At 67.7% G+C, this 22,744-nt stretch carries 23 protein-coding genes; 10 read left to right on the top strand and 13 right to left on the bottom strand.

All coding sequences use genetic code 11. The features are described from left to right. Nucleotides 1-92: 92 nt before the first annotated feature. On the bottom strand, nucleotides 93-1,553 hold the full coding sequence (gene dacB / locus NVV90_RS00505) for a D-alanyl-D-alanine carboxypeptidase/D-alanyl-D-alanine-endopeptidase (protein WP_258439252.1): 1,461 nt from the start codon (nucleotides 1,551-1,553) through the stop codon (nucleotides 93-95). Nucleotides 1,554-1,769: 216 nt separating this feature from the next. On the opposite strand from dacB, the gene NVV90_RS00500 reads away from it, so the two are divergent. The 3 genes from NVV90_RS00500 to NVV90_RS00490 all read left to right on the top strand — a co-directional run bounded on the left by NVV90_RS00500 (nucleotide 1,770) and on the right by NVV90_RS00490 (nucleotide 3,678). Further along, nucleotides 1,770-2,258 (top strand): inorganic diphosphatase, encoded by a 489-nt coding sequence (locus tag NVV90_RS00500; RefSeq protein ID WP_024818962.1) that lies wholly within the window; start codon nucleotides 1,770-1,772, stop codon nucleotides 2,256-2,258. A gap of 190 nt (nucleotides 2,259-2,448) precedes the next feature. Beyond that, nucleotides 2,449-3,033 (top strand): RDD family protein, encoded by a 585-nt coding sequence (locus NVV90_RS00495; protein WP_258439250.1) that lies wholly within the window; start codon nucleotides 2,449-2,451, stop codon nucleotides 3,031-3,033. Nucleotides 3,034-3,078: 45 nt separating this feature from the next. Further along, complete coding sequence (locus NVV90_RS00490; RefSeq protein WP_258439249.1) at nucleotides 3,079-3,678, top strand: hypothetical protein; 600 nt, start codon at nucleotides 3,079-3,081, stop codon at nucleotides 3,676-3,678. Between the two features lie 29 nt (nucleotides 3,679-3,707). Here the strand turns inward: NVV90_RS00490 and NVV90_RS00485 are convergent, their stop codons facing one another. The 4 genes from NVV90_RS00485 to serS all read right to left on the bottom strand — a co-directional run bounded on the left by NVV90_RS00485 (nucleotide 3,708) and on the right by serS (nucleotide 7,463). After that, on the bottom strand, nucleotides 3,708-4,103 hold the full coding sequence (locus NVV90_RS00485; RefSeq protein WP_258439248.1) for a DUF1761 domain-containing protein: 396 nt from the start codon (nucleotides 4,101-4,103) through the stop codon (nucleotides 3,708-3,710). Nucleotides 4,104-4,222: 119 nt separating this feature from the next. Further along, nucleotides 4,223-5,059, bottom strand: coding sequence for an AraC family transcriptional regulator (locus tag NVV90_RS00480; RefSeq protein ID WP_258439247.1), 837 nt, complete (start codon nucleotides 5,057-5,059; stop codon nucleotides 4,223-4,225). A 133-nt stretch (nucleotides 5,060-5,192) separates the two neighbouring features. Then, nucleotides 5,193-6,038 (bottom strand): HAD family hydrolase, encoded by an 846-nt coding sequence (locus NVV90_RS00475; protein WP_258439246.1) that lies wholly within the window; start codon nucleotides 6,036-6,038, stop codon nucleotides 5,193-5,195. 144 nt (nucleotides 6,039-6,182) lie between these two features. After that, on the bottom strand, nucleotides 6,183-7,463 hold the full coding sequence (gene serS / locus NVV90_RS00470; RefSeq protein WP_258439245.1) for a serine--tRNA ligase: 1,281 nt from the start codon (nucleotides 7,461-7,463) through the stop codon (nucleotides 6,183-6,185). Nucleotides 7,464-7,584: 121 nt separating this feature from the next. On the opposite strand from serS, the gene NVV90_RS00465 reads away from it, so the two are divergent. Continuing rightward, nucleotides 7,585-8,640 (top strand): diacylglycerol kinase family protein, encoded by a 1,056-nt coding sequence (locus tag NVV90_RS00465; protein WP_258439244.1) that lies wholly within the window; start codon nucleotides 7,585-7,587, stop codon nucleotides 8,638-8,640. Nucleotides 8,641-8,653: 13 nt separating this feature from the next. Here the strand turns inward: NVV90_RS00465 and NVV90_RS00460 are convergent, their stop codons facing one another. From NVV90_RS00460 to NVV90_RS00450, 3 genes are all read right to left on the bottom strand, one after another. Further along, a complete protein-coding gene (locus tag NVV90_RS00460; protein WP_207615842.1) occupies nucleotides 8,654-8,863 on the bottom strand; it encodes a hypothetical protein in 210 nt (69 codons plus the stop codon). Nucleotides 8,864-9,012: 149 nt separating this feature from the next. After that, complete coding sequence (gene pheA, locus NVV90_RS00455) at nucleotides 9,013-9,954, bottom strand: prephenate dehydratase (RefSeq protein ID WP_258439243.1); 942 nt, start codon at nucleotides 9,952-9,954, stop codon at nucleotides 9,013-9,015. Nucleotides 9,955-9,983: 29 nt separating this feature from the next. Next, complete coding sequence (locus NVV90_RS00450) at nucleotides 9,984-10,310, bottom strand: rhodanese-like domain-containing protein (protein WP_258439242.1); 327 nt, start codon at nucleotides 10,308-10,310, stop codon at nucleotides 9,984-9,986. 173 nt (nucleotides 10,311-10,483) lie between these two features. Here NVV90_RS00450 and NVV90_RS00445 point away from each other — a divergent pair, with 173 nt between their 5' ends. The 3 genes from NVV90_RS00445 to NVV90_RS00435 are packed head-to-tail and all read left to right on the top strand — an operon-like array spanning nucleotide 10,484 to nucleotide 14,206. Continuing rightward, on the top strand, nucleotides 10,484-11,227 hold the full coding sequence (locus tag NVV90_RS00445; RefSeq protein ID WP_258439241.1) for a peptidase E: 744 nt from the start codon (nucleotides 10,484-10,486) through the stop codon (nucleotides 11,225-11,227). Beyond that, entirely contained in the window at nucleotides 11,220-12,653 is a 1,434-nt protein-coding gene (locus tag NVV90_RS00440; RefSeq protein ID WP_258439240.1) for an amidase, read from the top strand. Before NVV90_RS00445 ends, NVV90_RS00440 begins: the two co-directional genes overlap by 8 nt. Nucleotides 12,654-12,706: 53 nt before the next feature. Next, complete coding sequence (locus NVV90_RS00435; protein ID WP_258441259.1) at nucleotides 12,707-14,206, top strand: peptide MFS transporter; 1,500 nt, start codon at nucleotides 12,707-12,709, stop codon at nucleotides 14,204-14,206. A gap of 122 nt (nucleotides 14,207-14,328) precedes the next feature. Here NVV90_RS00435 and NVV90_RS00430 read toward each other — a convergent pair whose 3' ends face one another. Both NVV90_RS00430 and NVV90_RS00425 read right to left on the bottom strand, forming a co-directional pair. Further along, nucleotides 14,329-14,925 (bottom strand): DUF4190 domain-containing protein, encoded by a 597-nt coding sequence (locus NVV90_RS00430; RefSeq protein WP_258439239.1) that lies wholly within the window; start codon nucleotides 14,923-14,925, stop codon nucleotides 14,329-14,331. Between the two features lie 61 nt (nucleotides 14,926-14,986). Continuing rightward, nucleotides 14,987-15,766, bottom strand: a complete 780-nt coding sequence (locus NVV90_RS00425) for a nuclease-related domain-containing protein (protein ID WP_258439238.1) — start codon at nucleotides 15,764-15,766, stop codon at nucleotides 14,987-14,989. A 258-nt stretch (nucleotides 15,767-16,024) separates the two neighbouring features. On the opposite strand from NVV90_RS00425, the gene pgm reads away from it, so the two are divergent. Beyond that, nucleotides 16,025-17,704, top strand: a complete 1,680-nt coding sequence (pgm, locus tag NVV90_RS00420; RefSeq protein ID WP_258439237.1) for a phosphoglucomutase (alpha-D-glucose-1,6-bisphosphate-dependent) — start codon at nucleotides 16,025-16,027, stop codon at nucleotides 17,702-17,704. 88 nt (nucleotides 17,705-17,792) lie between these two features. Here pgm and NVV90_RS00415 read toward each other — a convergent pair whose 3' ends face one another. The 3 genes from NVV90_RS00415 to NVV90_RS00405 form a co-directional block, all read right to left on the bottom strand. Beyond that, the gene (locus NVV90_RS00415) at nucleotides 17,793-18,287 is read right to left on the bottom strand and encodes a 2'-5' RNA ligase family protein (RefSeq protein WP_258439236.1); all 495 of its coding nucleotides are present in this window, start codon (nucleotides 18,285-18,287) and stop codon (nucleotides 17,793-17,795) included. Between the two features lie 138 nt (nucleotides 18,288-18,425). Beyond that, a complete protein-coding gene (locus NVV90_RS00410; RefSeq protein ID WP_258439235.1) occupies nucleotides 18,426-19,031 on the bottom strand; it encodes a malonic semialdehyde reductase in 606 nt (201 codons plus the stop codon). A 133-nt stretch (nucleotides 19,032-19,164) separates the two neighbouring features. After that, a complete protein-coding gene (locus NVV90_RS00405) occupies nucleotides 19,165-19,761 on the bottom strand; it encodes a helix-turn-helix domain-containing protein (RefSeq protein WP_396125330.1) in 597 nt (198 codons plus the stop codon). A gap of 77 nt (nucleotides 19,762-19,838) precedes the next feature. Between NVV90_RS00405 and NVV90_RS00400 the strand changes: the two genes are divergently transcribed. Continuing rightward, a complete protein-coding gene (locus NVV90_RS00400; protein ID WP_258439234.1) occupies nucleotides 19,839-20,768 on the top strand; it encodes an NAD(P)/FAD-dependent oxidoreductase in 930 nt (309 codons plus the stop codon). A gap of 102 nt (nucleotides 20,769-20,870) precedes the next feature. Beyond that, a complete protein-coding gene (locus NVV90_RS00395) occupies nucleotides 20,871-22,223 on the top strand; it encodes a uracil-xanthine permease family protein (protein WP_258439233.1) in 1,353 nt (450 codons plus the stop codon). The last annotated feature ends 521 nt before the right edge of the window (nucleotides 22,224-22,744 follow it).

The following is a 22,744-nucleotide window of genomic DNA, read 5'->3' as shown; positions in this document are numbered from 1 at the left end:
GTTCGCTGACCGGGGAAGGCGCCCAGCCCAACTGAGTAGCGGCAGGTGTCGTTTTGGGCGCTCAAAACGACACCTACTGCTACCTACTTGGGCTAGCGGCACCCGCAGGCTGCCAGGACCGACGCCGAGCGGTCCAGCGCCACCTTGTTGCCCGCGGCGCCGGGCTCCAGGCCGTTGCCGATGAAGGAGAACACCAGGAGCCGGCCGTCCGCGTCCACCACGTAGCCGCTCAGGGCGATCACGGTGTTGAGCGTTCCGGTCTTGGCCCGAACCAGGCCAGCGCCGCCGGCCGTGCTGGCCTCCCCATAGCGCTGGTCCAGGGTGCCCGTGAGGCCGGCCACCGGGAAACCGTCCAGGGCTGCCCTGAGCCGCAGTTCCGGCCCGTTGGTGATGGCCCGCACCACCTCGGCGAACTGCCGGGCACTCACCTGGTTCTCCAGGGCCAGGCCCGAAACGTCGGCCAGGCGCATGGAACCGGCGGCGATCCCCAACTCCTCCAGCTGTTGGCGCACGGCCGCGGTGGCGCCGTCGTTGCTTCCCGGAAGGCCGGATTTCACGGCGGCCATCCGCCCCAGCGCCTCGGCGAGGTAGTTGTCCGAGGTTTCCAGCATGAGGTCCACCTGCTGGCTGACCGTGGCGGACTCCGCGGTGGCGAGCACCTGCGCGGGATCGCCCTTGGCACGCTCGACGCCGGGTGCCAAGGTAAGCCCGGACGCCGCACCGGCCATGCTGAGCTGCGCGGCGAAGGTCTCGGCGGCCGTGGCTGCGGCATCCTTGGGGCGCGGTCCCGTCGTGTTATTCGGGGAGCTGCGGGCGGCGTTGAGGGCCAGCGGGAACAGCGGCGCGGTTTCGCCGGCGTCCACGTCGCCGGGCGCCCAGGCCGGGTTCAGTCCGGGACCTTCGAAGAGGGAGTCGTCCACCCGGACCGTGACGGTGCCGCTGATGCCACGCTCCGCGAGCGCCGCGACCGTGTCCCGTGCCAGGGCCGCCAGGCCGGCGTGGCCCATGACGGCACCGGGCTGCGGTTCGCCGGCACCGAGAAGCACGTCCCCTCCCCCGGTAAGGACCACGCTGCCGGGGGCGTCGCCGGCCAGCACCCGCGTGCTGAAGCGCGTCTCGGGGCCCACGGCCCGCAGCGTTGCGACGGCGGTGAGCAGCTTCATGTTCGACGCCGGGATGCGGTTCGCGTCGCCGTCGCGGTCGAACAGCACCTGCCCGGTGGAGGCATCCTGGACGACGCCGGTGAAGGTGCCCGCGCCGTCGGGCTTGAGGCTGCCGTTGAGCAGCCGCGCGAGTTCGGCAGGGACCGGGAGCGGGGCGTCGGCACCCAACGGTGCGACGGCGTCGGGCCGTGAAAGTTGGGTGGGAGGCAGCTGCCAGGCCGGAACGCCGGGGGCCGGGGCGGCGGGGCCGGCGAACAGGCCGGGAACCAGGCCGAGGCCTGTGGAGATCATCAAAACAAGCAGCACGAGGATCAGCATCACCGGGGTGAACCAGCGCCCCCATGCCACAGACACCCGCTTGCGGGCCCCCGCGTCCTTAACGCCGTTCATGCAGCTTTTTGGTCCTTGTCAGTCCTGAAATGTCCCCGCCGGTTCAAGAAACCTGGGCCTCTCGCTATATCCTCAATAGTAGTCGGCGGTACCGGCTGCGATTTTGCCTGCCGCCAGCCCTGGGCTGAACAGCCTGCCCGAGGTACCGGCGCCTGCGTGCCGGCCGCCGTCGCGGCGGAGCCCATTGCCCGCACATACCCCGTCAAGGAGCATTCCATGAAGCACGACGTGACCATCGAGATCCCCAAGGGATCGCGCGTCAAGTACGAAGTTGACCACGAGACCGGCCGCGTCCGCCTGGACCGCGTCCTCTTCACCTCCATGCAGTACCCCACGCACTACGGTTTCTTCGAGAACACCCTGGGCGAGGACGGCGACCCCCTGGACGCACTGGTGCTCCTGCAGGACTTCGATCTGCACCCGGGCGTCATCGTTGAGTCCCGCCCCATCGGCGTCTTCAACATGACCGACGACGGCGGCGGAGACGCCAAGGTCCTGTGTGTGCCGGTTGACGCCCGCTTCGACCACATCCAGGAAGTCAGCGACGTCAGCGAATTCCTGATCAAGGAAATCGAGCACTTCTTCACGCGCTACAAGGACCTGGAGCCCGGCAAGTGGGTCAAGGCCGAGGGCTGGGGCGACCGCGCCGCTGCCGAAGCCGAGCTGGAAGCCTCCATCAAGCGCTACGTTCCGGCAGCGCACTAGCAGCGCGCGTAACAGCCAACGCCCGACGGCGGTTGGTGCGGTTCCCTGCGGACCGCACCGGCCGCCGTCGTTCTTTGAGCCGTGGTGAGGCACATGGGGATGTCTCCCCATGGCGGTGGTTGCAGGGCCAGCCTAGGCTTGGACGAGCATTTTTCGAGCGACGCAGGTCCATGCACACGGGGGGTTTCATATGGCTGGCTTCAACGGGACCGGGGCCCGTTCCGGGTTCCCGCCCGCAACGGGACTGGCCGATGCACTGACGGGCCGGCCCGTCCGGCGGCACACCGCCACCGGGGCGTTCTACGTCCGCAAAGCGGGCTGGGAGCACTTCTGGGCCCGGGCCCTTGACGCGGCCGTGTTCGTGGCCGCTTACGGCGTGGTGGCCCTGCTCCTGGCGGCCGTCCGGTCCGCGATGTTCAGCAGCGGCGTCCAGCTGGCGCTCAATGACACCTTCTTCCTGGTGCTGCACGCCGTCCTGTGGTTCGTGGGCCTGTTCATCTACGGCATGATCTGGGGCACGGCGGGCAGCGTGGGCGACGCCGCCGGCGGCATGCGTTCCGTCCGGACCAAGGACGGCACGACGGCCGGGGCCTGGCTGGGCGGCTGGCGTGCGGTCTGCTGGTCCTTCTTCCCGTTCTACGTGGTGGTCCTGGTGTTCTCGGCCTTCAGCGGAGGCGGCGACTCCTGGGACCCCCAATTCGTGGCCATCGACCTCCGTTCAGGCGTGGCCCAGGGCCAACAGCCGCAGCCGACAGTGCCGGCAACCGTTACTTGAATCCCACTTGCGGGGTGACTACCAGCCGGTAGCATGTGATCCACGATGTTCACGCTCACGATCAACCAACGCGACAGCCGCCACGACGGCGACCTGGTGCCGCAGCTCCTCAAGGACCTGCGGCACATTCCCGCGCGGCTGGACTTCGACCGCTCAGTGGAGGACGAGGTCCAGGGCATCGTCGAATGTCCGCACCAGGCTGTGGACACGGCACTGATCGCCCTTCGCGGCGGGCAGTGGTACGTGGGGATCGGCGTGGGGCCCGTGAACGAGCCGCTGCCCAACCTCGTGAAGGACGCCTCGGGCCACGGACTCGTGTACGCGCGGCGGGCCGTGGACCGCCTGCGCAACGGCAAGGACCGCATCCCTGTCGCCGTGGAAGGCCCGCTCGCGGCCATCGCGGCCGAATCCGAAGCCGTGCTGCGGCTGCTGGGGCACATCGTCCAGCACCGGACCCTGGCCGAATGGCGGGTCCTGGACCTGCTCACGCCCGGTGTCCGCGGCCAGCAGAAGGCCGTGGCCCAGGAACTTGGCATCACCACCCAGGCCGTCAGCAAGGCCCTGGCGCGCTCGCAGTGGGTGGAAGAGCACGCGGCACGTCCTGCGGCCGCCAGGCTGCTGCAGCTGATCCTCGAAGTCCGTTAGGGGCTCTTCCAGGTACGGTAGGCGGCGCGTCAGCCCTGCATGGCGCCGATGATGGCGCCCATCGCCGTAAAGGTGACCACATTGTAGCTGCCGTTGATGGCGAACAGGGCCAGGCTGCGGCGCTCGAACAGGTAGTTCACGCCCAGTGCCGTTGCCACCCAGCCCAGGCCTGCCGCCAACCCGGCGAACGTCCCGAAGGCCGCACCGCCCTTGCCGATGAAGGCGGCGAGGAAGGCCGCCATCACCACGGCCAGGAGGAACGAGCCGACGAACACCCGCACTGTGCCGGCCTTCAGCTGCTCACCGCTCACGCCCGCCGCCTTCTGCCAGGCCTTGGCGAACAGCAGCGAGTACCAGAGGCCACCCACCACGAACGTTGCCAAGGAAGCCAGGAGCACCGCGAGCCAATTGATCTGGACGTCCATGGGGCTTCCTTCCGGATTCTGCGTCTTGAGCTGGAGGCTACACCGGCGGCTGCCCGTGGTCTTGTACAAATGCCGCAACTAACTGAATCCTGTCGGCCGGCTGGTTCCTGTCAGCCTCGTCAGCCGACCACGTCCTCCACAGGGACGAACGTGGCGTATTCGGCGCCGTAGCTACGCACCACGTGCAGGTACTCCCCCGGCGTGAAGCCGCTGAAGCGCCGGAAGGCCCGGATCAGGTGCGGCTGGTCGTAGTAGTCGGCCAGCTGAAGGAGCTCGCGGCCTGCCGCTTCCCCGGGCGGGAGGGCCGCTGCCGCATTGACAAAGCGGAAGAAGCGGCACACATCCGAGTAGGCCTTGGCCGTGGTTCCGCAGTCCCGCATCATGATGCGTTCCAGCGTGGAGGAGCTGATCCCCAGGCCGGCGGCAAGCTCTCCGATCCCGACATCCTCAGCCGCAAGCGTCTCAACTGCCCGTACCGTCCGCGGGTCCGCCGTGTAGCCGGGGCGGAGCCGCTGCTCAAGGAAGCCGCCCAGGGCGGCGAAGGCTTCCACTGGCTCCGGCTCGTTGAGCCGCTCCCGGAGGGCGGCGAAGCCCGGGAAGACGGCTTCCGCGTCCACCACCCTGTCCTGCAGGCCCGACGGCGGCTCCCGCGTGAACGCTGCCAGGCCGTAGGCAGTCAGCCGGGCACCGATGTTGAAGATCTGCTCGGGATTCTCACTGACCAGGTAGCTCCGCTGCAGGCCTGCATAGAAGCCTGTGGAGACCACGGTCGCGTGGCCTTCCGTGCCGCGGCCGGTATCGATGAGCCGGTAGGGCGTGGACAGGTTCAGGATCAGGTGGGCTGCAGGGCCGGGGAGGATCTTCTCGTAGCGGGCCCGCGGGAGGGCACGGATGAACCAGAACTGCGTGACGAACGGCTGCAGCCCTGGCGGTGCGGGGCACTCTTCGTAGTGCACAGCATCAGTGTAGGAGGCGCGGGGCCTGGTTGGGCCTGTCCTCGACCGGACCCGCCCCGGCTCGGCGGGGCAAGCCCGGCTCGGCGGGGCAGGGTGCCCGCCTGGGCCGGCCAGGACCCAGGCGGGTGAAGCCCTACAGGAGGCTGCGCAGGACCAGGGCGGCGCCGTCGTCGAACACTGATGCGGTGACCTCATCCGCGGCGGCGAGCACTTCCTGCGGTGCCTGGCCCATGGCCACGCCGCGGCCGGCCCAGTTCAGCATTTCGATGTCGTTGCGGCCGTCGCCCACTGCCACCGTGTGGATCTGCTGCGTGCCGAGGCGGCGGCGGAGCTGCTCCAGGGCGCTGGCCTTGGTGACGCCGGCCGCGGCGATGTCCAGCCACGCGGTCCAGCCGACGGAGTAGGTGACCCCGGAAAGGCCGATGTGGCGGATGGCCTCGTTGAAGTCCTCCGAGGTGTTCTCGCTGCTGAACACCACAACGCGGACAGCCGTGGCGTCGAGCATGGTCTGGAAGTCCACGCCGATGGCCTCGACACCGAAGCTCGCGTCCTGGAAGCGTTCCGTGGAGAGGAAGTTGCCGTCCTCGTCCTCCAGGGCGTACTTGGCGTTGGGCAGCCGTTGGCGCAGGGCCTTGAGGGCCGGGGCGGGGTCGAAGGTGGCCTTGTGGATGATCTCGTAGCCGGCGTCCAGGGCGGGATCCAGGCGGAGCGTCACACCGCCGTTGCAACACACCGCGTAGCCGTGCAACAGGCCGATCTGCTCGATGATGGGCAGGGTCGCGTTGAGGGAGCGGCCGGTGGCGATGAGGACATCGTGGCCCTCGGCGACGACGTCCTGGGCTGCGCGGCGCACGCCCTCGGACATGTGGCCGTCGTGGTCGACGAGCGTGCCGTCGACATCCAGGGCGACCATGAGTTTCTGCTTGTAGTTCCGCTGGTCATCGATGCCAGCGACTGAGGTGCCAGTCAAAATAGTCATGCTTCCAGTGAAGCAGACCCCTCCGACAGCAGCTAGGACGTGCACCACAGCATGGGGTTAACGGGCGGTGAATACTCACGGCTTGTCCACAGTGTGAGTATTAACCTGGGGCTTGTGGGGTGGAGCCGCCCAAACCCAAGGAAGCTACAGGACCGGGAGCACTTCCAGCCCGCCGATGTACTTCTGCAGCGCCTTGGGGACGTTGACGGAGCCGTCCGGGTTCTGGTGGTGCTCCAGGATGGCCACGATCCAGCGGGTGGTGGCCAGGGTGCCGTTCAGGGTGGCCACGGCGCGGGTGCCCTTGGGCGCGCCGCCCTCGGCAAACACGCGCTCACGGATGTTCAGGCGGCGGGCCTGGAACGTGGTGCAGTTCGAGGTGGACGTGAGCTCGCGGTAGGCGCCCTGCGTGGGGACCCAGGCTTCGCAGTCGAACTTGCGGGCTGCGGAGTTGCCGAGGTCGCCGGCGGCGGTGTCGATCACGCGGTAGGGAAGCTCGCACTTGGCCAGCATTTCCTCTTCCCAGGCCAGCAGGCGTGCGTGCTCTGCCTCGGCTTCTTCAACGGTGGTGTAGATGAACATCTCCACTTTGTTGAACTGGTGCACGCGGATGATGCCGCGGGTGTCCTTGCCGTGCGAGCCGGCCTCGCGGCGGTAGCAGGAGCTCTGCCCGGCGTAGCGGACGGGGCCCGCGGAGAGGTCCAGGATCTCGTCGGCGTGGTAGCCGGCCAGGGCCACCTCCGAGGTGCCCACAAGGTAAAGGTCGTCTTCGGCGAGACGGTAGATCTCGGCGTCGTGCTTTACATCAAAACCGGTGCCCTGCATGGTCTCGGGGCGCACCAGAGTGGGGGTGATCATCGGGATGAAGCCGGCCTCGATGGCCTGGTCCATGGCCATCTGCAGCAGCGCCATCTCCAGGCGCGCACCAACACCGCGCAGGAAGTAGAAGCGCGAGCCGGAGACCTTGGCGCCGCGTTCCATGTCGATCGCGCCGATCAGTTCGCCGATTTCCAGGTGGTCCTTCGGTTCGAAGTCCGGGAATTCGCGCGGGGTGCCGACGGTCTTGACCACGATGTAGTCGTCCTCGCCGCCCGCGGGAACGCCGTCCACGATCAGGTTGGGAACCACACGGAGCAGCTCTTCCTGCTTGGCCTGTGCGGCGTCGGCCTCGGCGGAGGCGGCCTTCACCGAGTTGGCGAGTTCCTTGACCTCGGCCAGCAGTGCCTGCTTCTCCTCGCCCTTGGCCTGCGCCACCTTCTTGCCGAAGGCGTTCTGTTCGGCGCGCAGGTTCTCGTAGCGGATCAGGGCAGCGCGGCGGTCTGCATCGGCGGAGATGATCGCGTCCACAACGGATTCATCGGCGCCGCGGGCGCGCTGGCTGGCACGGAACTTGTCCGGATTTTCGCTGAGGTCTTTTACGTCGATCACCACACAAGAGTATCGAATCGGCCGCCGGATCCCCTCCCGGACAGGCCCACGGCACGACGGCGGACGGCGGCCCGGCGCGGGAGGCCTGCGGACCGCTGCGGAGAGATAGGGTTGGAGGACCATGAGCGACTGGATCCTGTACGTGATTCTTGCTGGGGGCGTGGTGTTCGCCGCCTCCAGTTGGTGGGGCGTGCGCCGGCTCAAGGCCAGGCACAGCCGGAGCGCTGTCCGCGAGGAAAGCCACAAGCCCGGGCCCGGCCTGCAGAAGGTGGCCGTGGTCATCAATCCGGTGAAGTCCAAGTCCGATGAGGCCCGCAAGCTCATCAAGGATGCCTGCCATCTGGCCGGCTGGGACGAGCCCCGCTTCTTCGAAACCACCGCCGAGGATCCGGGCCATGCCCAGTCGCGCGCGGCGCTGGAGTACGGGGCAGACGTGGTTCTGGTGGGCGGCGGTGACGGTACCGTACGCGTGGTGGCCGAGGCGCTGGCCCACACCGGTACCGCGCTGGGCCTGATCCCCCTCGGCACCGGCAACCTGCTGGCCCGCAACGTGGACCTGGACGTCAACGACCTTCCCGGCAATGTCCAGACGGCCCTCTTCGGTCACCAGCGCTACATCGACACGGCCGTGATGGGGATCGAAAACGAGCTGACCGGTGCCTCCTCGGAACACGGCTTCCTGGTGATCGCGGGCATGGGGCTCGACGCCGAGGTGGTGGGCGATACCAAGGAAGACCTGAAGAAGACGGTTGGCTGGCTCGCCTACACGGAGGCCGGCGTGCGGCACCTGCCGGGCCGGCGCAAGAAGGTCGCCATCACCATGGACGACGGCGCCGAGCAGTCACGGAAGATCCGCAGCGTGCTGTTTGCCAACTGCGGGCTGATCCCGGGCGGCATCGACTTCATCCCGCAGGCCATGATCGACGACGGCGTGCTGGACGTGGTGGTCATGAGCCCCCGCAGCGCGATCGGCTGGCTCGCCATGTACGCGAAGATCCTTTTCAAGCACAACAGGAACCTGCCGGTGATGAATTTCTACCGTTCAGGGAAGATTGTCATCCGCAGCCAGGAGCCGATGGCCACGCAACTGGACGGCGATCCCTCGGGAGAGGCCACCAAGGTCACCGTGCAGGTACAGCCGAGGTCGTTGCTGGTGCGGGTGCAGAAAGCGCCATAGGCGCGATCGGGGGCTAGGAAGCCGCCTTCTTCTTCTCGGCTTCGGCGGCGGCTTTCGCGGCCGCGCGGGCCTCGGACTGCTCCCGGATCATGGCCTGCTCCTCTTCGAAGCGCAGGCGATCAGCCCGGTCGGCTTCGTCGCCGTCCCAGTCCTGGTTTTCGGCAGCCGGCTTGGGATTGACGATCATTCCCTGGCCGTCCTGGTCATCTCTACGGCCTGACATGGCCCGCTCCCTTCGTTAGGGGCATGCATCCATCAAATGTGGATCAAGCAAGCATACGCAGACTTGCATCCTTGCGATAGGGGTTGAAGGATCAATCGCCTACCCGCGGGTAATGGCGCAGCGACCCGCCATCAGGGCGTTCCGGCCAGCTAGGACTCGCTGTTGAGGATGGAATCCACCCAGGCATGCGCCGACGTGAACGCGGCATCGGAGGTGTGCGGGGCCACGATGGCGGGCTGCTTGTCCGCGCGGGCATAGGAGCCCAGGAATCGGGTGGCCGGGCTGATCCGGTGCAATCCCGCCAGGGCATCGGCCACGCGCGCATCCGCGGCATGGCCGTCGGCATCGATGCTGAAGAAGTAGTGGCCCAGGTAGAGGCCAGTGGGCCGGGATTCGATGCGGCTGAGGTTCACGCCGCGCGTGGCGAACTGGTCCAGGATCTCCATGAGGGCACCCGGGTGGTCCTCGGGAAGCGGGACAACCACGGTGGTCTTGTCCGCGCCGGTGCGCTCCGGCAGGGCGCCGGGGCGGCTGACGAGGATGAAGCGGGTGACGGCCTCGGCGTTGTCCCCGATGTTCTCGGCCAGGATGTTCAGGCCGGGCTGCTCCGAGGCGATGAGCGGGGCGCAGATGGCGGCGTCGTAGGCGGCGTCGTCCTCAAGGAGCCCGATGGCGGCCGCCGCCGTGGACGAACCCGGAACATATTCCACGTCCGGGATGTTTCCATCGATCCAGATCCTGCACTGGGCCCAGGCGTGTCCGTGGGTGGAGATGCGGCGGACATCGGAGATCTCGACGCCGGGCCTCGCCACGAGCACGAAGGTAATCGGAACCAGGGCCTCACGGATGATCCGCAGTTCCGGACCGTTCGCAATCGAGTCCAGCGTGGCCGTGACCCCGCCCTCCACCGAGTTCTCAATGGGCACCATGGCGGCGTCGGCCTCGCCGTTGCGCACTTTGTCCAGTGCGGTGTTCACATTGGAGCACGGGACGCGGTTTGCGTCAGCAGCACCGGGAACCTGCAGGAGCGCAGCCTCGGTGAAGGTACCCTCCGGGCCGAGGAACGTGTAGGTAAGGGTGCTGGCTGACATCAAATATTCCTTAAGAGGTATGCGAAGGGTTAGAGAACAACGGGCTTGAGGCCGTTGTCCGACACCATGGGGCGGCCGGACTCAAACCACATGTCCATGCCCCCGGCAACGTTCGTGGCGGAGTAGCCCTGGGCAGTCAGCCACTGCGCTGCCCGCATGGAGCGGCCGCCGGTGCGGCAGATGACATAGAGGTCCACGTCCGGGTCAAGCTCCCCCAGGCGGGCCGGAATCTGGTCCATGGGGATGTGCAGGGCGCCCTCGGCGTGCCCGGCAACCCACTCGTAGTCCTCGCGCACATCCAGGATGCTCGCGTCCGCAGGAACGTCGCCCACCGGCACAGTCTCGAAATCGCTCATGGGAGTCCCTTCCACTCAAATCAGGTCTCCATCAAGCCTAGTCCCCAACGCCTCCCTTGCCTCGCTCCGCTTCGACCAGGGAACCCGGACGTCGTGGGCCCACCCAACGCCTCCCTCCGGCATTAGTCTTGGCACAGGCTTGCACTATGGACTGCGGTAAGGAGATCAAACGAATGGCGGCTGCGGAACCCACCATCCTGGCGACGTCGGGCGGCTACAAGGCCGGGCGCCGCACCAGGCTGGAATTCGACCACCTGCTGCACTACGCCGTCGAGTTGTCCGGCGTGAGCGGACGCGCGCCGCGCGTGACGCACATCGGCACGGCGTCCGGGGACCAGCGCTGGTGGGCGGCAGAGATGGACCAGGCCGCGCGCGTGGCCGGCTTCGACTTCAGCCACCTGAACCTCTTCACCATGCCCAACCACGAGGACACCGAGGCCCATCTGCTGGAGCAGGACGTGGTCTGGGTGAACGGCGGCTCCGTGGTCAACATGCTCGCGGTGTGGCGGGCCCACGGCCTGGACGGCGTGCTGCGCCGCGTCTGGGAACACGGCGTGGTGCTGGCCGGCGTGTCCGCGGGGTCCATCTGCTGGTTCCAGGGCGGCACCACCGATTCCTATGGCCCGGAACTGCGGCCCATCACCAACGGCCTGGGCTTCCTGCCGTACGCCAACGGCGTGCACTACGATTCGGAACCGGGCCGCCGCCCGCTGGTCCACCAGCTGGTGTCCCAGGGCGTGCTGGGCGAAACGCACTGCACCGACGACGGCGTGGGGCTGGTGTACCGGGGCACGGATCTGGCTGAGGTAGTCGCCGAGGTTAGGGACAAGGCGGCGTACCGCGTCACCGCCGGCGCCGGCGAAGGCGTGGACGCCGTGGCCTTCGAGGAACGGCTGGAGCCGCGGCTCCTTGGCTGACATCCACCAACTGGGCGCCGTGGGACTCCGTGACGCGCTGGCCGCCGGGAGCATTTCCGCACGCGAAGCCGCCGGGCATTTCCTGGCTCGCATCGAGGCCGCCAACACCAGCCTGGGCGCCTTCATCACCGTGACCGCGGAACAGGCCATGGCCGACGCCGCTGCCGCCGATGCCCTTCACGCCCGGCTGCTCCGCGAGCGCCGAACCGCGGACTTGCCAAGGCTCCACGGCGTCCCCCTCGCCTTCAAGGACCTCACCGACGTGGCCGGCGTGGCCACCACGCACGGCAGCGCCGCCCTGGACCACAAGCCGGCCCCGGAGGACGGCGCCCTGGCGGCCGTGCTCAAAGGCGACGGCGCCATCTCACTGGGCAAGACGCAGGTTCCGGAATTCGGACTCACGGCCTACAGCGAAAACCGGATCGCGCCGCCGTCGCGCAATCCCCATGCGCTGGGCCGCAGTTCGGGCGGCTCCTCGGGAGGCAGCGCTGCCGCGGTGGCCGCGGGCCTGGTGCCGTTCGCGCCGGGGACCGACGGCGGCGGCTCCATCAGGATTCCGGCGGGCGCCTGCGGTCTGGTGGGCCTCAAGCCGGGGCGCGGGCTGGTTCCTGCGGGCGAAAGCTGGGGCGACGCCGCCGGGCTGGTGGTTGCCGGACCCCTGGCGCGCACGGCCGGGGACGCGGCGCTGATGCTCGAATCGCTCGTCCCCAAGGGGAGCCAGCCCGACGGCGGCTACCTCGCCAACATCGGCACGGCGCCGCCGAAGCTCCGGATCGGCGTGAGCCTGGACAGTCCCTGGGCGGCCAGATTCCCGTTCACGGTGGAGCAGGAAGCCCGCGACGCCCTCGCGAAGGGCATGACATTGCTGGAAGCCGCCGGGCACCTCGTGGCAGAAGCGGAGATCCGCTACGACAACCGCTACCCGGACGCGTTCACCGCCGCGTGGACCGCCGGCGTCGGGAGTGCCCGGATCACGCCGCAGCGCGAGGCCCTGCTGACCCCGCTGACGCGGACGTTCAGGCGGCGCGCGCAGCAGCGCAGCGCCTCCAAGGTCAACGAGGCACTGGCGTTCCTGCGCCAATTCGAGCACGACACGATCGCCCAGTACTCGGAGTGGGACGTGATGCTCATGCCCACGCTGGCACAGTCGCCGCGGCCTGTCGGCTGGTTCACCGGCGGCGGGCACAGCAGCGAGCCGTGGCCCTCCGAGTGGGCCGGGGACGCCGACGCCGACTACCGGAGGCAGTGCGAATTCGCGCCGTGGTCCTCCATGGTGAACGTGTGCGGGCTGCCGGCCATCAGCATCCCCGTGCACTGGACGGGCGGTGCGGCCGGCGCCGGCCTGCCGATGGGGATCCAGCTCATCGGCAAGATGGGCTCTGAACTGCTGCTTCTTCAGCTAGCCGCTGTTCTGGAGGCTTCGTAGGCGCCTGTCTACCATATGGAAACCAGTTGCCAGAGGCACCCATCGATGTGACAATGCCCGCAAGCAGTGCCAGCATTGACGGAATGAGCACACCTCAAGTGACGGCAGCGCCCGCCAAACCATCGGGCGATACCTCGTTCTTCGGCCACCCCAAAATGCTGGCCAGCCTGTTTTCCGTGGAAATGTGGGAGCGGTTCTCCTTCTACGGCATGCAGGGAATCCTCCTGTACTACATGTACTTCACGGCCGAGCAGGGAGGCCTGTCCATCGACAAGGGCCTCGCGGCCGGGCTCGTGGGCGCCTATGGCGGCGGCGTGTACCTGTCCACGATCCTGGGCGCTTGGTTGGCTGACCGGCTCTTCGGCTCCGAGCGCGTGCTCTTCGGCTCCGCCATCATGATCATGGCCGGGCACATCGCCCTGGCGCTGCTGCCGGGCATCCCCGGCCTGATCGCCGGCCTGGTCCTGGTGGGCATCGGCTCCGGCGGCCTGAAAGCCAACGCCACGGCGCTGGTGGGCAGCCTGTACGGGGAGAAGGACGAGCGCCGCGACGCCGGCTTCTCCATCTTCTACATGGGCATCAACATCGGCGGGCTGATCGGCCCGCTGGTGACCGGCTGGCTGCAGGAAAGCAGCGGCTTCCACTGGGGCTTCGGCGCGGCCGCCGTCGGCATGGCCATCGGCCTGACCATCTACTCGCTCGGCCGGAACAAGCTCCCCGAGGAAGCCCACCGCGTACCGAACCCGCTGCCCGTTGCGGACCGCACCCGCTACGGCGTCATCTTCCTGGCCATCGCGCTGGTGATCGCCACCCTGCTGGGCACCGGCATCGTGAACGCCGGCAACCTCGCCCGGAGCATGGCGTACGCGGCGATCGGCGCCTCGGTGATCTACCTGGTGCTCATCTTCCGCAGCCCCAAGGTGACCGGCGTGGAGCGCAAGCGCGTGCTCGCCTTCATCCCGCTGTACATCGCCTCGGCCGCGTTCTGGGCCCTGTTCCAGCAGCAGTTCACCTTCATTGCCGTGTACTCCGAGGAGAAGCTGGACCGGAACCTGTTCGGCTGGGAGATGCCGGCCGCCTGGGTGCAGTCCATCAACCCGGTGTTCATCATCATCTTCGCCGGCGTCATGGCGGCGCTGTGGACGAAGCTCGGCCGGAAGCAGCCCAGCTCTCCGCTGAAGTTCTCGGCCGGCCTGCTCATCATGGGCCTGGCGTTCCTGGCGTTCATCCCGCTGGCCGGCACCGGCAAGACCCCGCTGCTGGCGCTGGTGGGAATCCTGTTCCTGTTCACGCTGGCGGAGCTATTCCTCTCGCCGATCGGGCTGTCCGTGAGCACCAAGCTGGCCCCGCAGGCCTTCCACACGCAGATGGTGGCCCTGTTCTTCCTCTCGGTCTCGCTGGGTACCACCCTGGCCGGCATCCTGGCCGGGCTCTACAACCCGGACGACGAACTGCCGTACTTCCTGGGCATCGGCGGCGCGGCCGTGGTGCTCGCTGTTGCCTTGGCCGCAGCTTCGCCCGCCATCAAGAAGCTCATGGGCGGCGTGCGGTAGTTCTTCACGCCTGGCGCGCACCGCGCGTTAAAGCCCGACGGCGGCAGCCGCAGATGGTGGGAATCCCACCTTCTGCGACTGCCGCCGTCGTTGTCTGTGGCTGCCGCTGTCAGCCGGGACTGCTAGTAGTTGTACGTGCCGTACTGGGCGGCCATGGCCAGGCCGATGATCAGGAAGACGAGCCACAGCAGCCCGAAGAGGATGCCGACGTAGCCCGTAATGAGGCCGGTCAGGGCGAAGCCGCGGCCAGCGGGTTCCTTCTTCATGCCAATGTGACCCAGGATCACCGCGGCAATCTGGGGCAGGCCGAGGAAGCCGCCCGTCACCAGGCCGACGATGCCGCAGATCATGGCCGCGATGCTCAGGCCCCTCGGCTCCGCAGGAACACCGTAGTAGGCAGGCTGGCCATAGGGGCTGCCCGGCTGGCCATACTGGCCCGGCTGCTGGCCGTACGGCGCCTGGCCGTACGGAGGCTGGGCCGGCGGCTGCTGGCCGTAGGGTGCAGGCTGCACGTACGGCGGCTGCTGGCCATACGGGTCCTGGCCGTACGGCGGCTGGGCCGGTGATTCGAACGCCGGCGGAACCGATTCGCCGAATACAGGCGGCGGCGGGACCGGAGTTCCGGCGTCGTTTGCTGAGTATTCCGTGGGCGGAATGTACGACGGTGGCTCGTAGCCCTTGGGTGCGTCGTCGTTGCCCTTGGCTGGCTGATCTGACATGTGTATCCCCCTTGCGAGTCTTTGCGTCCCACACTACCGCCGGTGGGGCCTGTGCATAAGCTCAACGGCCGCGGGACAGCAGCGTGATTACAAACGGCATCAGGGTGACCACCGCGGCCATGATGAGGACTGCCCGCACCAAGCCCCAGAATGCCTTTGATTGTTTGCTGGGCCTGGGCGCCGGCTGACGAACCGGCACGGGGGAAGCCGCAGGAGCAGATTTGAGGTGCGGCTCGGCGGCTCTTCCCGCTTGCCGGGCAGGCCCCGGGACCAACTGCTGCGCCAGATGGGCGTGCAGCCCGGCGACCGTGAGGGGATCGAGCACGGGTTTCAGCCGGGTGATCGCGGCTTCAATTCCGCCCACGCCCACCACCGCAACGCCGTTGACCGTGGCGAGCCGCATATCCGGGTGGCCAGCCAGGCAGATCATCGGCCACAGCTTCGTGCCGTGTTCGGGCACCAGGAGTCCGGCCACGGAAGCCCCTTGCCGCAGGGCGCCTTCAATGGCGGAAGCCCGGGAGCGGCCGTTTTGCCGCAGGACGCCGCCATGGGCCGTCACGTTTCCGGTCCAGTTCTTGGTATCCACAACCACGATGCCGCCGGGCCCCACCAGAACGTGGTCCAGGTTCGCCAGGGGCCGCCCCGGCCAATGTACGTCGTGGAGCATGTACCAGCCATGCGGTGCCAGACGGGCAAGTTCCGCGGCGACCAGCCGCTCCCCTTCGGCACCCGCCTTCCAGGACTGCTCGGCGTGCTCGGCACGGAGCAGCTTCTGCTTGAGCCGCTCCACCCGCTCGGCCGCCTTGCGTGACTGCTCCGCCGCGCCGTCTCCTGCCCCCACTGGACCGCCCCCATACCCGCCGTCGCGGACGGGCCTGGACTGCCGGCGTCGTACGCGATTCCAAAGTCGTAAGTCTGAAGCTAACAGGGGCCGCTCCCCGCGTACATAGGCACTTTGGCGCGGTACTCATCCGTCCAACCCTGCCGCACGGTAAACGCCGGGTGAAACTTTGCGGGCCTCGGATGACATTCCCCGTCACAGGGGCCGCATTACGGACAACTCCTCCCGTGGCGCAGTGGGGTCTGGCATGCTGGACGAATGGCTAGCCGAGCGGGCACAGTTGCCCTCCCCCAGGACCTTGTTGACATCACCGCCCTTCTGGACGCCTACTTCGATGTGGCTCCGGATCTGGAAGATCCCGCGCAGCGCGTCGCGTTCGGGACGTCCGGTCACCGCGGATCGAGCCTGAAGGCCTCGTTTAACGAGCCCCACATCCTGGCCATCACGCAGGCGATCGTGGAATACCGTGGCCGCCAGGGCATCACCGGGCCGCTGTTCATCGGGCGCGATACGCACGCCCTCAGCGAGCCCGCGCAGAACTCCGCGCTGGAAGTCCTCGCCGCCAACGGCGTCAACGTCCTGGTGGATGCCCGCCACGGCTACACCCCCACGCCGGCGCTGAGCCACGCCATCCTGAAGTACAACCAGCAGGCCGGCCCCGGGCAGCCGCAGGCCGACGGCATCGTTGTCACGCCCAGCCACAACCCGCCCGGCGACGGCGGCTTCAAGTACAACCCCCCGCACGGCGGCCCGGCTGACACGGACGCCACCGGCTGGATCGCCAACCGCGCCAACGAGCTGCTCGAAAACGAGCTCCGCGGCGTCAAGCGCATACCCCTGAATGACGCTCTCGCCGCCGAGACCACCGGCAAGTTCGACTTCCTCAGCAGCTACGTGGACGACCTCCCGTCCGTGCTGGACCTGGATGCCATCCGCAAGGCCGGCGTGCGGATCGGCGCCGACCCCATGGGCGGTGCCTCCGTGGACTACTGGGGCGAGATCGGCGAGCGCCACCAGCTGGACCTCACCGTGGTCAACCCCACCGTGGACCCGCAGTGGGCCTTCATGACCCTGGACTGGGACGAGAAGATCCGCATGGACTGCTCCTCGCCGTCGGCCATGGCTTCCCTGATCCAGCGCATGTCCGCCGGTTCCGCCACCGCGGCCGGCTCCGCCTTCGACATCGCCACGGGCAACGACGCCGACGCCGACCGGCACGGCATCGTGACCCCCTTCGTCGACGGCCAGGGCGGGCTGATGAACCCCAACCACTACCTCGCCGTCGCGATCGACTACCTGTACCGGAACCGCACCGGCTGGAACCCGGAGTCCGTGATCGGCAAGACCCTGGTGTCTTCCTCCATCATCGACCGCGTGGCTGCCGGCCTGGGCCGCAAGCTGGTCGAGGTCCCCGTGGGCTTCAAGTGGTTCGTCCCGGGCCTGCTCTCCGGCGAGGGCGCGTTCGGCGGCGAGGAATCCGCAGGTGCTTCCTTCAACAAGCGCGACGGCAGCGTGTGGACCACGGACAAGGACGGCATCCTGCTGGCCCTGCTGGCCTCCGAGATCACGGCGGTCACGGGCAAGTCGCCGTCGCAGCTGTACAAGGGGCTCACGGACCAGTTCGGTGACCCTGTCTACGCCCGCATCGACGCCGCCGCCACGCGCGAGCAGAAGGCCAAGCTGGGCAAGCTCTCCGCCGAGGACGTCTCCGCCACTGAGCTGGCCGGCGAGACCATCACGGCCAAGCTGACCGAGGCCCCCGGCAACGGCGCGTCCATCGGCGGCCTGAAGGTTGTCACCGAGAACGCCTGGTTCGCGGCCCGCCCGTCCGGCACCGAGGACGTCTACAAGATCTACGCCGAGTCCTTCAAGGGCGCCGACCACCTGGCCAAGGTGCAGGAAGAGGCCAAGGCCCTGGTGGACGGGGTTATTTCCTAGCCTTCCGGCCTCCCCTCTCCCGGCGCGACCGTGGGTGCGGCCCGGTAACTGTGTTCCTGAACGCAGATACCGGGCCGCACCTGTGTTGTCAGGCAGTGGGCACCCGCCAGAGTTCCAGGATTTTGCGGATCGTGTGGTTGCCGCCGGGGGCCATGTCCACGAGCGCGATGTGATCAAGCACGACGACGTCGCCCGGCTTGGGCCGTTTGCTGTTGTGGTGCGAGATGTGGGGCCGGTAGCCCTCCAGGACGTAGCGCGGAATCGCGACTTTTCCGCCGAGCTCCTCGACGGCGTCGAGCAGTTCCTCGTGCAGGCCCTGCAGCAGTGGGTGGTGGTCCACGAGGCTGACGGGAATGGATCCCTGGACGCCGAATCCGGCGTCGTCCCCGATCCGCAGCACGGCGCCGAGGGCCCCCGCCACGGGTGCCGCGGCGCGCTGGATCAGGTGGGGCACGACGTCGGTACTTGCCGGGGGCTCGACGTCGAACCTTAGCAAGGTGATGTGAAGCGGCCAGTCGTCGCGCGGAAATACCAGCCCCGGGGCTACGGGCTCGGTGAACGCCACGAGGATGAGGTTCCGCATAGGGATAGTTTCCCACCGCGCCCCTCCCGACGCTCTCTCACGAATGCGGCCTTAAACGCCGACGCTCTCTCACTTTCTTCAGGAACGTGAGAGAGCGTCGCTCAAAAATGGCTCAAACGTGAGAGAGCGTCGGAAGGGTTAGACGGTGCGGACGACGTCCTCGTAGGCGAACTTGGGCTTGGCGTCGCCGAAGGCGTCCGGGCCGGGCTGGCCGATGTTGACGACGAGGAAGCTCTTCTGGTCGCCGGCGGGGAAGAACGCTGCGTCGATCGCGGAGAAGTCGGCGCCCGTCATGGGGCCGGCGGCGAAACCGAGCGAGCGGACGGCCAGGATGAAGTAGCCGGCCTGCAGGTGGGCGTTGTTGTTGCCCGTGGAGGCGGCGAGCGCGGGGTCGGCGTCGTACATGGCCTTGGGGGCTCCGTAGGCGGGGAGGAAGCTGTCCCACTGTCCCTGCCAGTTGGTGTCATAGGAGAGCACGGCGACCAGCGGAGCGCTGGCGGTCTTGGCCTTGTTGCCCGGCATGAGTGCGTCCACCAGCTTGGCGCGGGCTTCTTCGGAGCGGACGTAGGTGACGCGCAGCGGCTGGGAGTTGAATGCCGTGGGGCCGAACTTGGTCAGTTCGTAGATGGCCTGGGCCTGCTCCTCGGTGACCTCGCCGGCGAAGGAGTTGGCGGTGCGGGCTTCGGCAAAGATGGCGTCGACTGCTGCGGCGTCAATGACTGCTTCTTCGTGGGCGATCGTCATGGGTGAACCTTTCGCTGGGCCCTTGCCTTGTGGACGGCCGGGCGCTTCTGCTTTCCATGGTTGCAACTTCAACAGTCGCGCGGCGATTCCCATGACGGCCCGTGACCTTGGGCACACGCGCAAGACCGAGCGGCTATTCGGCCAGTTTCTTGCCGGACTTCGCCCGGACATGCATCCGCTCGCCCTGGCCGCCGAAGATGCTCAGGACTTCCGCGGGCTGCTCGCCCGCATTCCCAAACCAGTGGGGTACCCGGGTGTCGAACTCAGCCACCTCGCCGGCTCCGAGGATCACGTCATGGTCTCCGAGGACCAGCCGAAGGCGCCCGGAGAGGACATACATCCACTCATACCCCTCATGCGCCCGGGGTTCCGGCTGGGCACTGGAAACGGGGATCACCATCTTCCACGTCTGCAGGCCACCGGGCTGCCGGGTCAGGGGAATCACGGTCCTCCCATTGGCGAGCCGTGGCTTGAGGCGGATGCGGGGGTCGCCGACTTCCGGGGCGCCCACCAGGTCATCCAGCGGTACGCGGTAGGCCTGTGCCAGCGGCAGCAGCAGTTCCAGGCTCGGGCGGCGCTGGCCGGTCTCCAGCCGCGACAAGGTGCTCTTCGAGATTCCGGTCGACGCCGCGAGGCTGGTCAGGGTCACGCCTCGCTGCATGCGAAGCCTCTTCAACCGTGTGCCCACTTGGTCCAGCGCGTCTGCGATCACTGTTGCTGCATCATCCACAGGACCATCCAACGCTCGATTCCCGGAAACAGCAACGATTGTTGCCGGTTTGGGGATCCCGGGACAGCCTTGAGGGCATGAGCACATATGACGTAGTGATAGTAGGCGGCGGAGCCGCGGGGTTGTCGGCCGCCTTGGTGTTGTCCCGGGCCCGCCGCAAGGTTCTGGTGGTGGACTCCGGGGCGCCGCGAAACGCCCCGGCTCCGCACATGCACGGCTTCCTCTCGCGCGACGGCATGCCGCCCCGGGAGCTCCTGGCGATTGGACGGGAGGAGGTGGAGGGCTACGGCGGCGAGGTTCTCGACGGCGTCGTCACGGAGCTTGTGCCGGACGGCACGTCCGGGTTCTGGGTGCTGTTGGCCGACGGGCGGCGCATTTCTGCGCGGCGCCTGCTGGTGACCACCGGCCTGCACGACGAACTGCCGGACATTCCGGGCCTCGCCGACAGGTGGGCACGCGATGTTCTGCACTGCCCCTACTGCCACGGCTACGAGGTGCGCGACCAGCGGCTGGGCGTTCTTGGTGGTTCAGCGGACTCGGTCCGCTATGCCCACATCGTCCGCCAGTGGGCCAAGGACGTGGTGTTCTTCGCCCCGGCCGGATTCCTCACGGCGCAGCAGCGCACGGAGATGCTGGCCCGGGCCATCGGGGTGGTCGAAGGCACGGTGCAGCAGGTGGTGGTCCAGGATGACCACCTGTCCGGCGTGGAAATGGACGACGGCCGGACGGTCCCCCGTGACGCCTTGTTTGTGCCGCCGCGCTTCCGCCCGAACAACGATCTGCTCGCCGGCCTCGGCTGCGAGCTGGATGCGGCCGGATTTGCCGTCCGGGACAGCAACGGCCAGACCACTGTTCCCGGCGTATTCATCGCGGGCAACGTGGCGAACCCGCGGGCCCAGGTCATCACCGCCGCCGGAGAAGGCTCAACCTCGGCGGCGGCCATCAATGCCGACCTTGTTGAGGAGGACATCCGGGACGCCGTCCGGGCCTTCAACCTGGGGTACTGAGCGGGCTGCTGAAGCGGGCTACTGAACCAGCTACTAAGACGGGCGCGGGCGAGGCGGTAAAGTTGCACCGAACCCCGCTATCTTCTGAGGAAGGCCCTTGCCATGAGCATGCTCGGTACCAAATGGAAGCTCCATGGCAACGGAAAGACCATCCGGCCCGGCCACGTGGTGGCCCCCGACGAGCGCCTGGCCTGGCCCCTGACCATCGGCGTAGGCATGCAGCACGTGGTCGCAATGTTCGGCGCCACCTTCCTGGTGCCCATCATCACGGGCATGCCGCCGGCCACCACCATGTTCTTCTCGGGCGTCGGCACGCTGCTGTTCCTGGTGATCACCAAGGGCCGGGTCCCCAGCTACCTCGGTTCCAGCTTCGCGTTCATCGCCCCCATCATGGCGTCCCAGCAGCAGTACGGCGTTGCCGGCGCGCTGGGCGGCGTGGTGCTTGCCGGCGTCGTACTGGCGCTTATCGGTGCGGTGGTGCAGAAGTTCGGCGCCGCCTGGATCAACCGGCTCATGCCGCCCATCGTCACTGGCGCGATCGTGGCGCTGATCGGCCTGAACCTGGCGCCCGCGGCGAAGAACAACTTCGACGCCGCGCCGGTCACCGCGCTCATTACACTGGTGACGATCATCCTGGTCAGCGTGCTGTTCCGCGGGATCATCGGCCGCCTGAGCATCCTGGTGGGCGTGGTGGTGGGCTACCTCGTGGCCATGATGCGTGGCGAGGTTGACTACTCGAAGATGGACGCCGCCGCATGGATCGGCCTCCCGCACTTCCAGACCCCCGAATTCCACCTGGGCGTGGTGGGCCTGTTCGTCCCCGTGGTGCTGGTGCTGGTGGCCGAGAACATCGGGCACGTGAAGTCCGTGGCGGCGATGACCGGCCAGAACCTCGACGGCGTCTCCGGCCGCGCGCTGATGGCCGACGGCGCCGCGACAGTGCTTGCCGGCCTCGGCGGCGGTTCCGGTACCACCACCTATGCGGAGAACATCGGCGTCATGGCCGCCACCAAGGTCTACTCGACGGCGGCCTACTGGGTGGCCGGTATCTTCGCCATCGTGCTGAGCTTCTCGCCGAAGTTCGGCGAGCTGATCGCGACCGTTCCGGCCGGCGTGCTGGGCGGCGCCGCGACCATGCTGTACGGCATGATCGGCGTACTGGGCGTGAAGATCTGGGTGCAGAACAAGGTCAACTTCTCCAACCCCATCAACCTCACCACGGCGGCCGTTGCCCTGATCATCGGCATCGCCGACTACACCTGGACCATCGGCGAACTGACCTTCACGGGCATCGCCCTGGGTTCCGCCGCGGCCCTGGTGATCTACCACGGCATGAAGGCCGTGGCCCGCTGGCGCGGGACCGTAGCCGAGCCGGAGACCGAGACGGCGGGGCTGCCGCCGGCGGCGAAGGCTGCTATCAATGCGGCGGCGAAGCGGCAGGGGAAGAAGAAGTAGGGGTTGGTTGTGGGGAAGATTCCGAGAAGGCCTTGAGCGCGCCGAGAATGGTTCGCGCAATTTCTGAATGGATAACATCGTGGGTCCAGTCAGAGGCCTCAGCTGGAGACCAGCGCATGGCAATTCCGGTTGGTTCGAATTCCGAGGTTCAGACAAGCCGGACGTAATCTATGCGAGGGTGGAGCATGCAGCCAATCACAGCCTCGGAGCAGCAAATCCTGGGCCGGCTTCTAGCACCAGATTTCGAGGGCGCGCGGGAACTTCGCGAGCAAGCGCGGCACATTCTGGGAGTCGAACCGAACTGCCGCTGCGGTTGCCCTTCGATCACAACCTTTGTGGATCGTTCACAGGCGCCACCGGCGTCCGGGCCCCAATTCCTGCCGGTCGAGCTACTTGAGCTTGGACGACCTTCTGGCATCCCACGCTCGGTAATTTGCTTCCTCGACGAGGACGGCTACATCGGGAACCTGGAATGCGTGTACTACGCCGACGCGATCTCAGAATGGCCGCCCAGTGACAAC

Source organism: Arthrobacter sp. CJ23 (genome assembly GCF_024741795.1).
Lineage (GTDB): Bacteria > Actinomycetota > Actinomycetes > Actinomycetales > Micrococcaceae > Arthrobacter.
The sequence above is the reverse complement of the archived record's forward strand: the minus strand, read 5'-3'. Positions and strand labels throughout refer to the sequence as shown.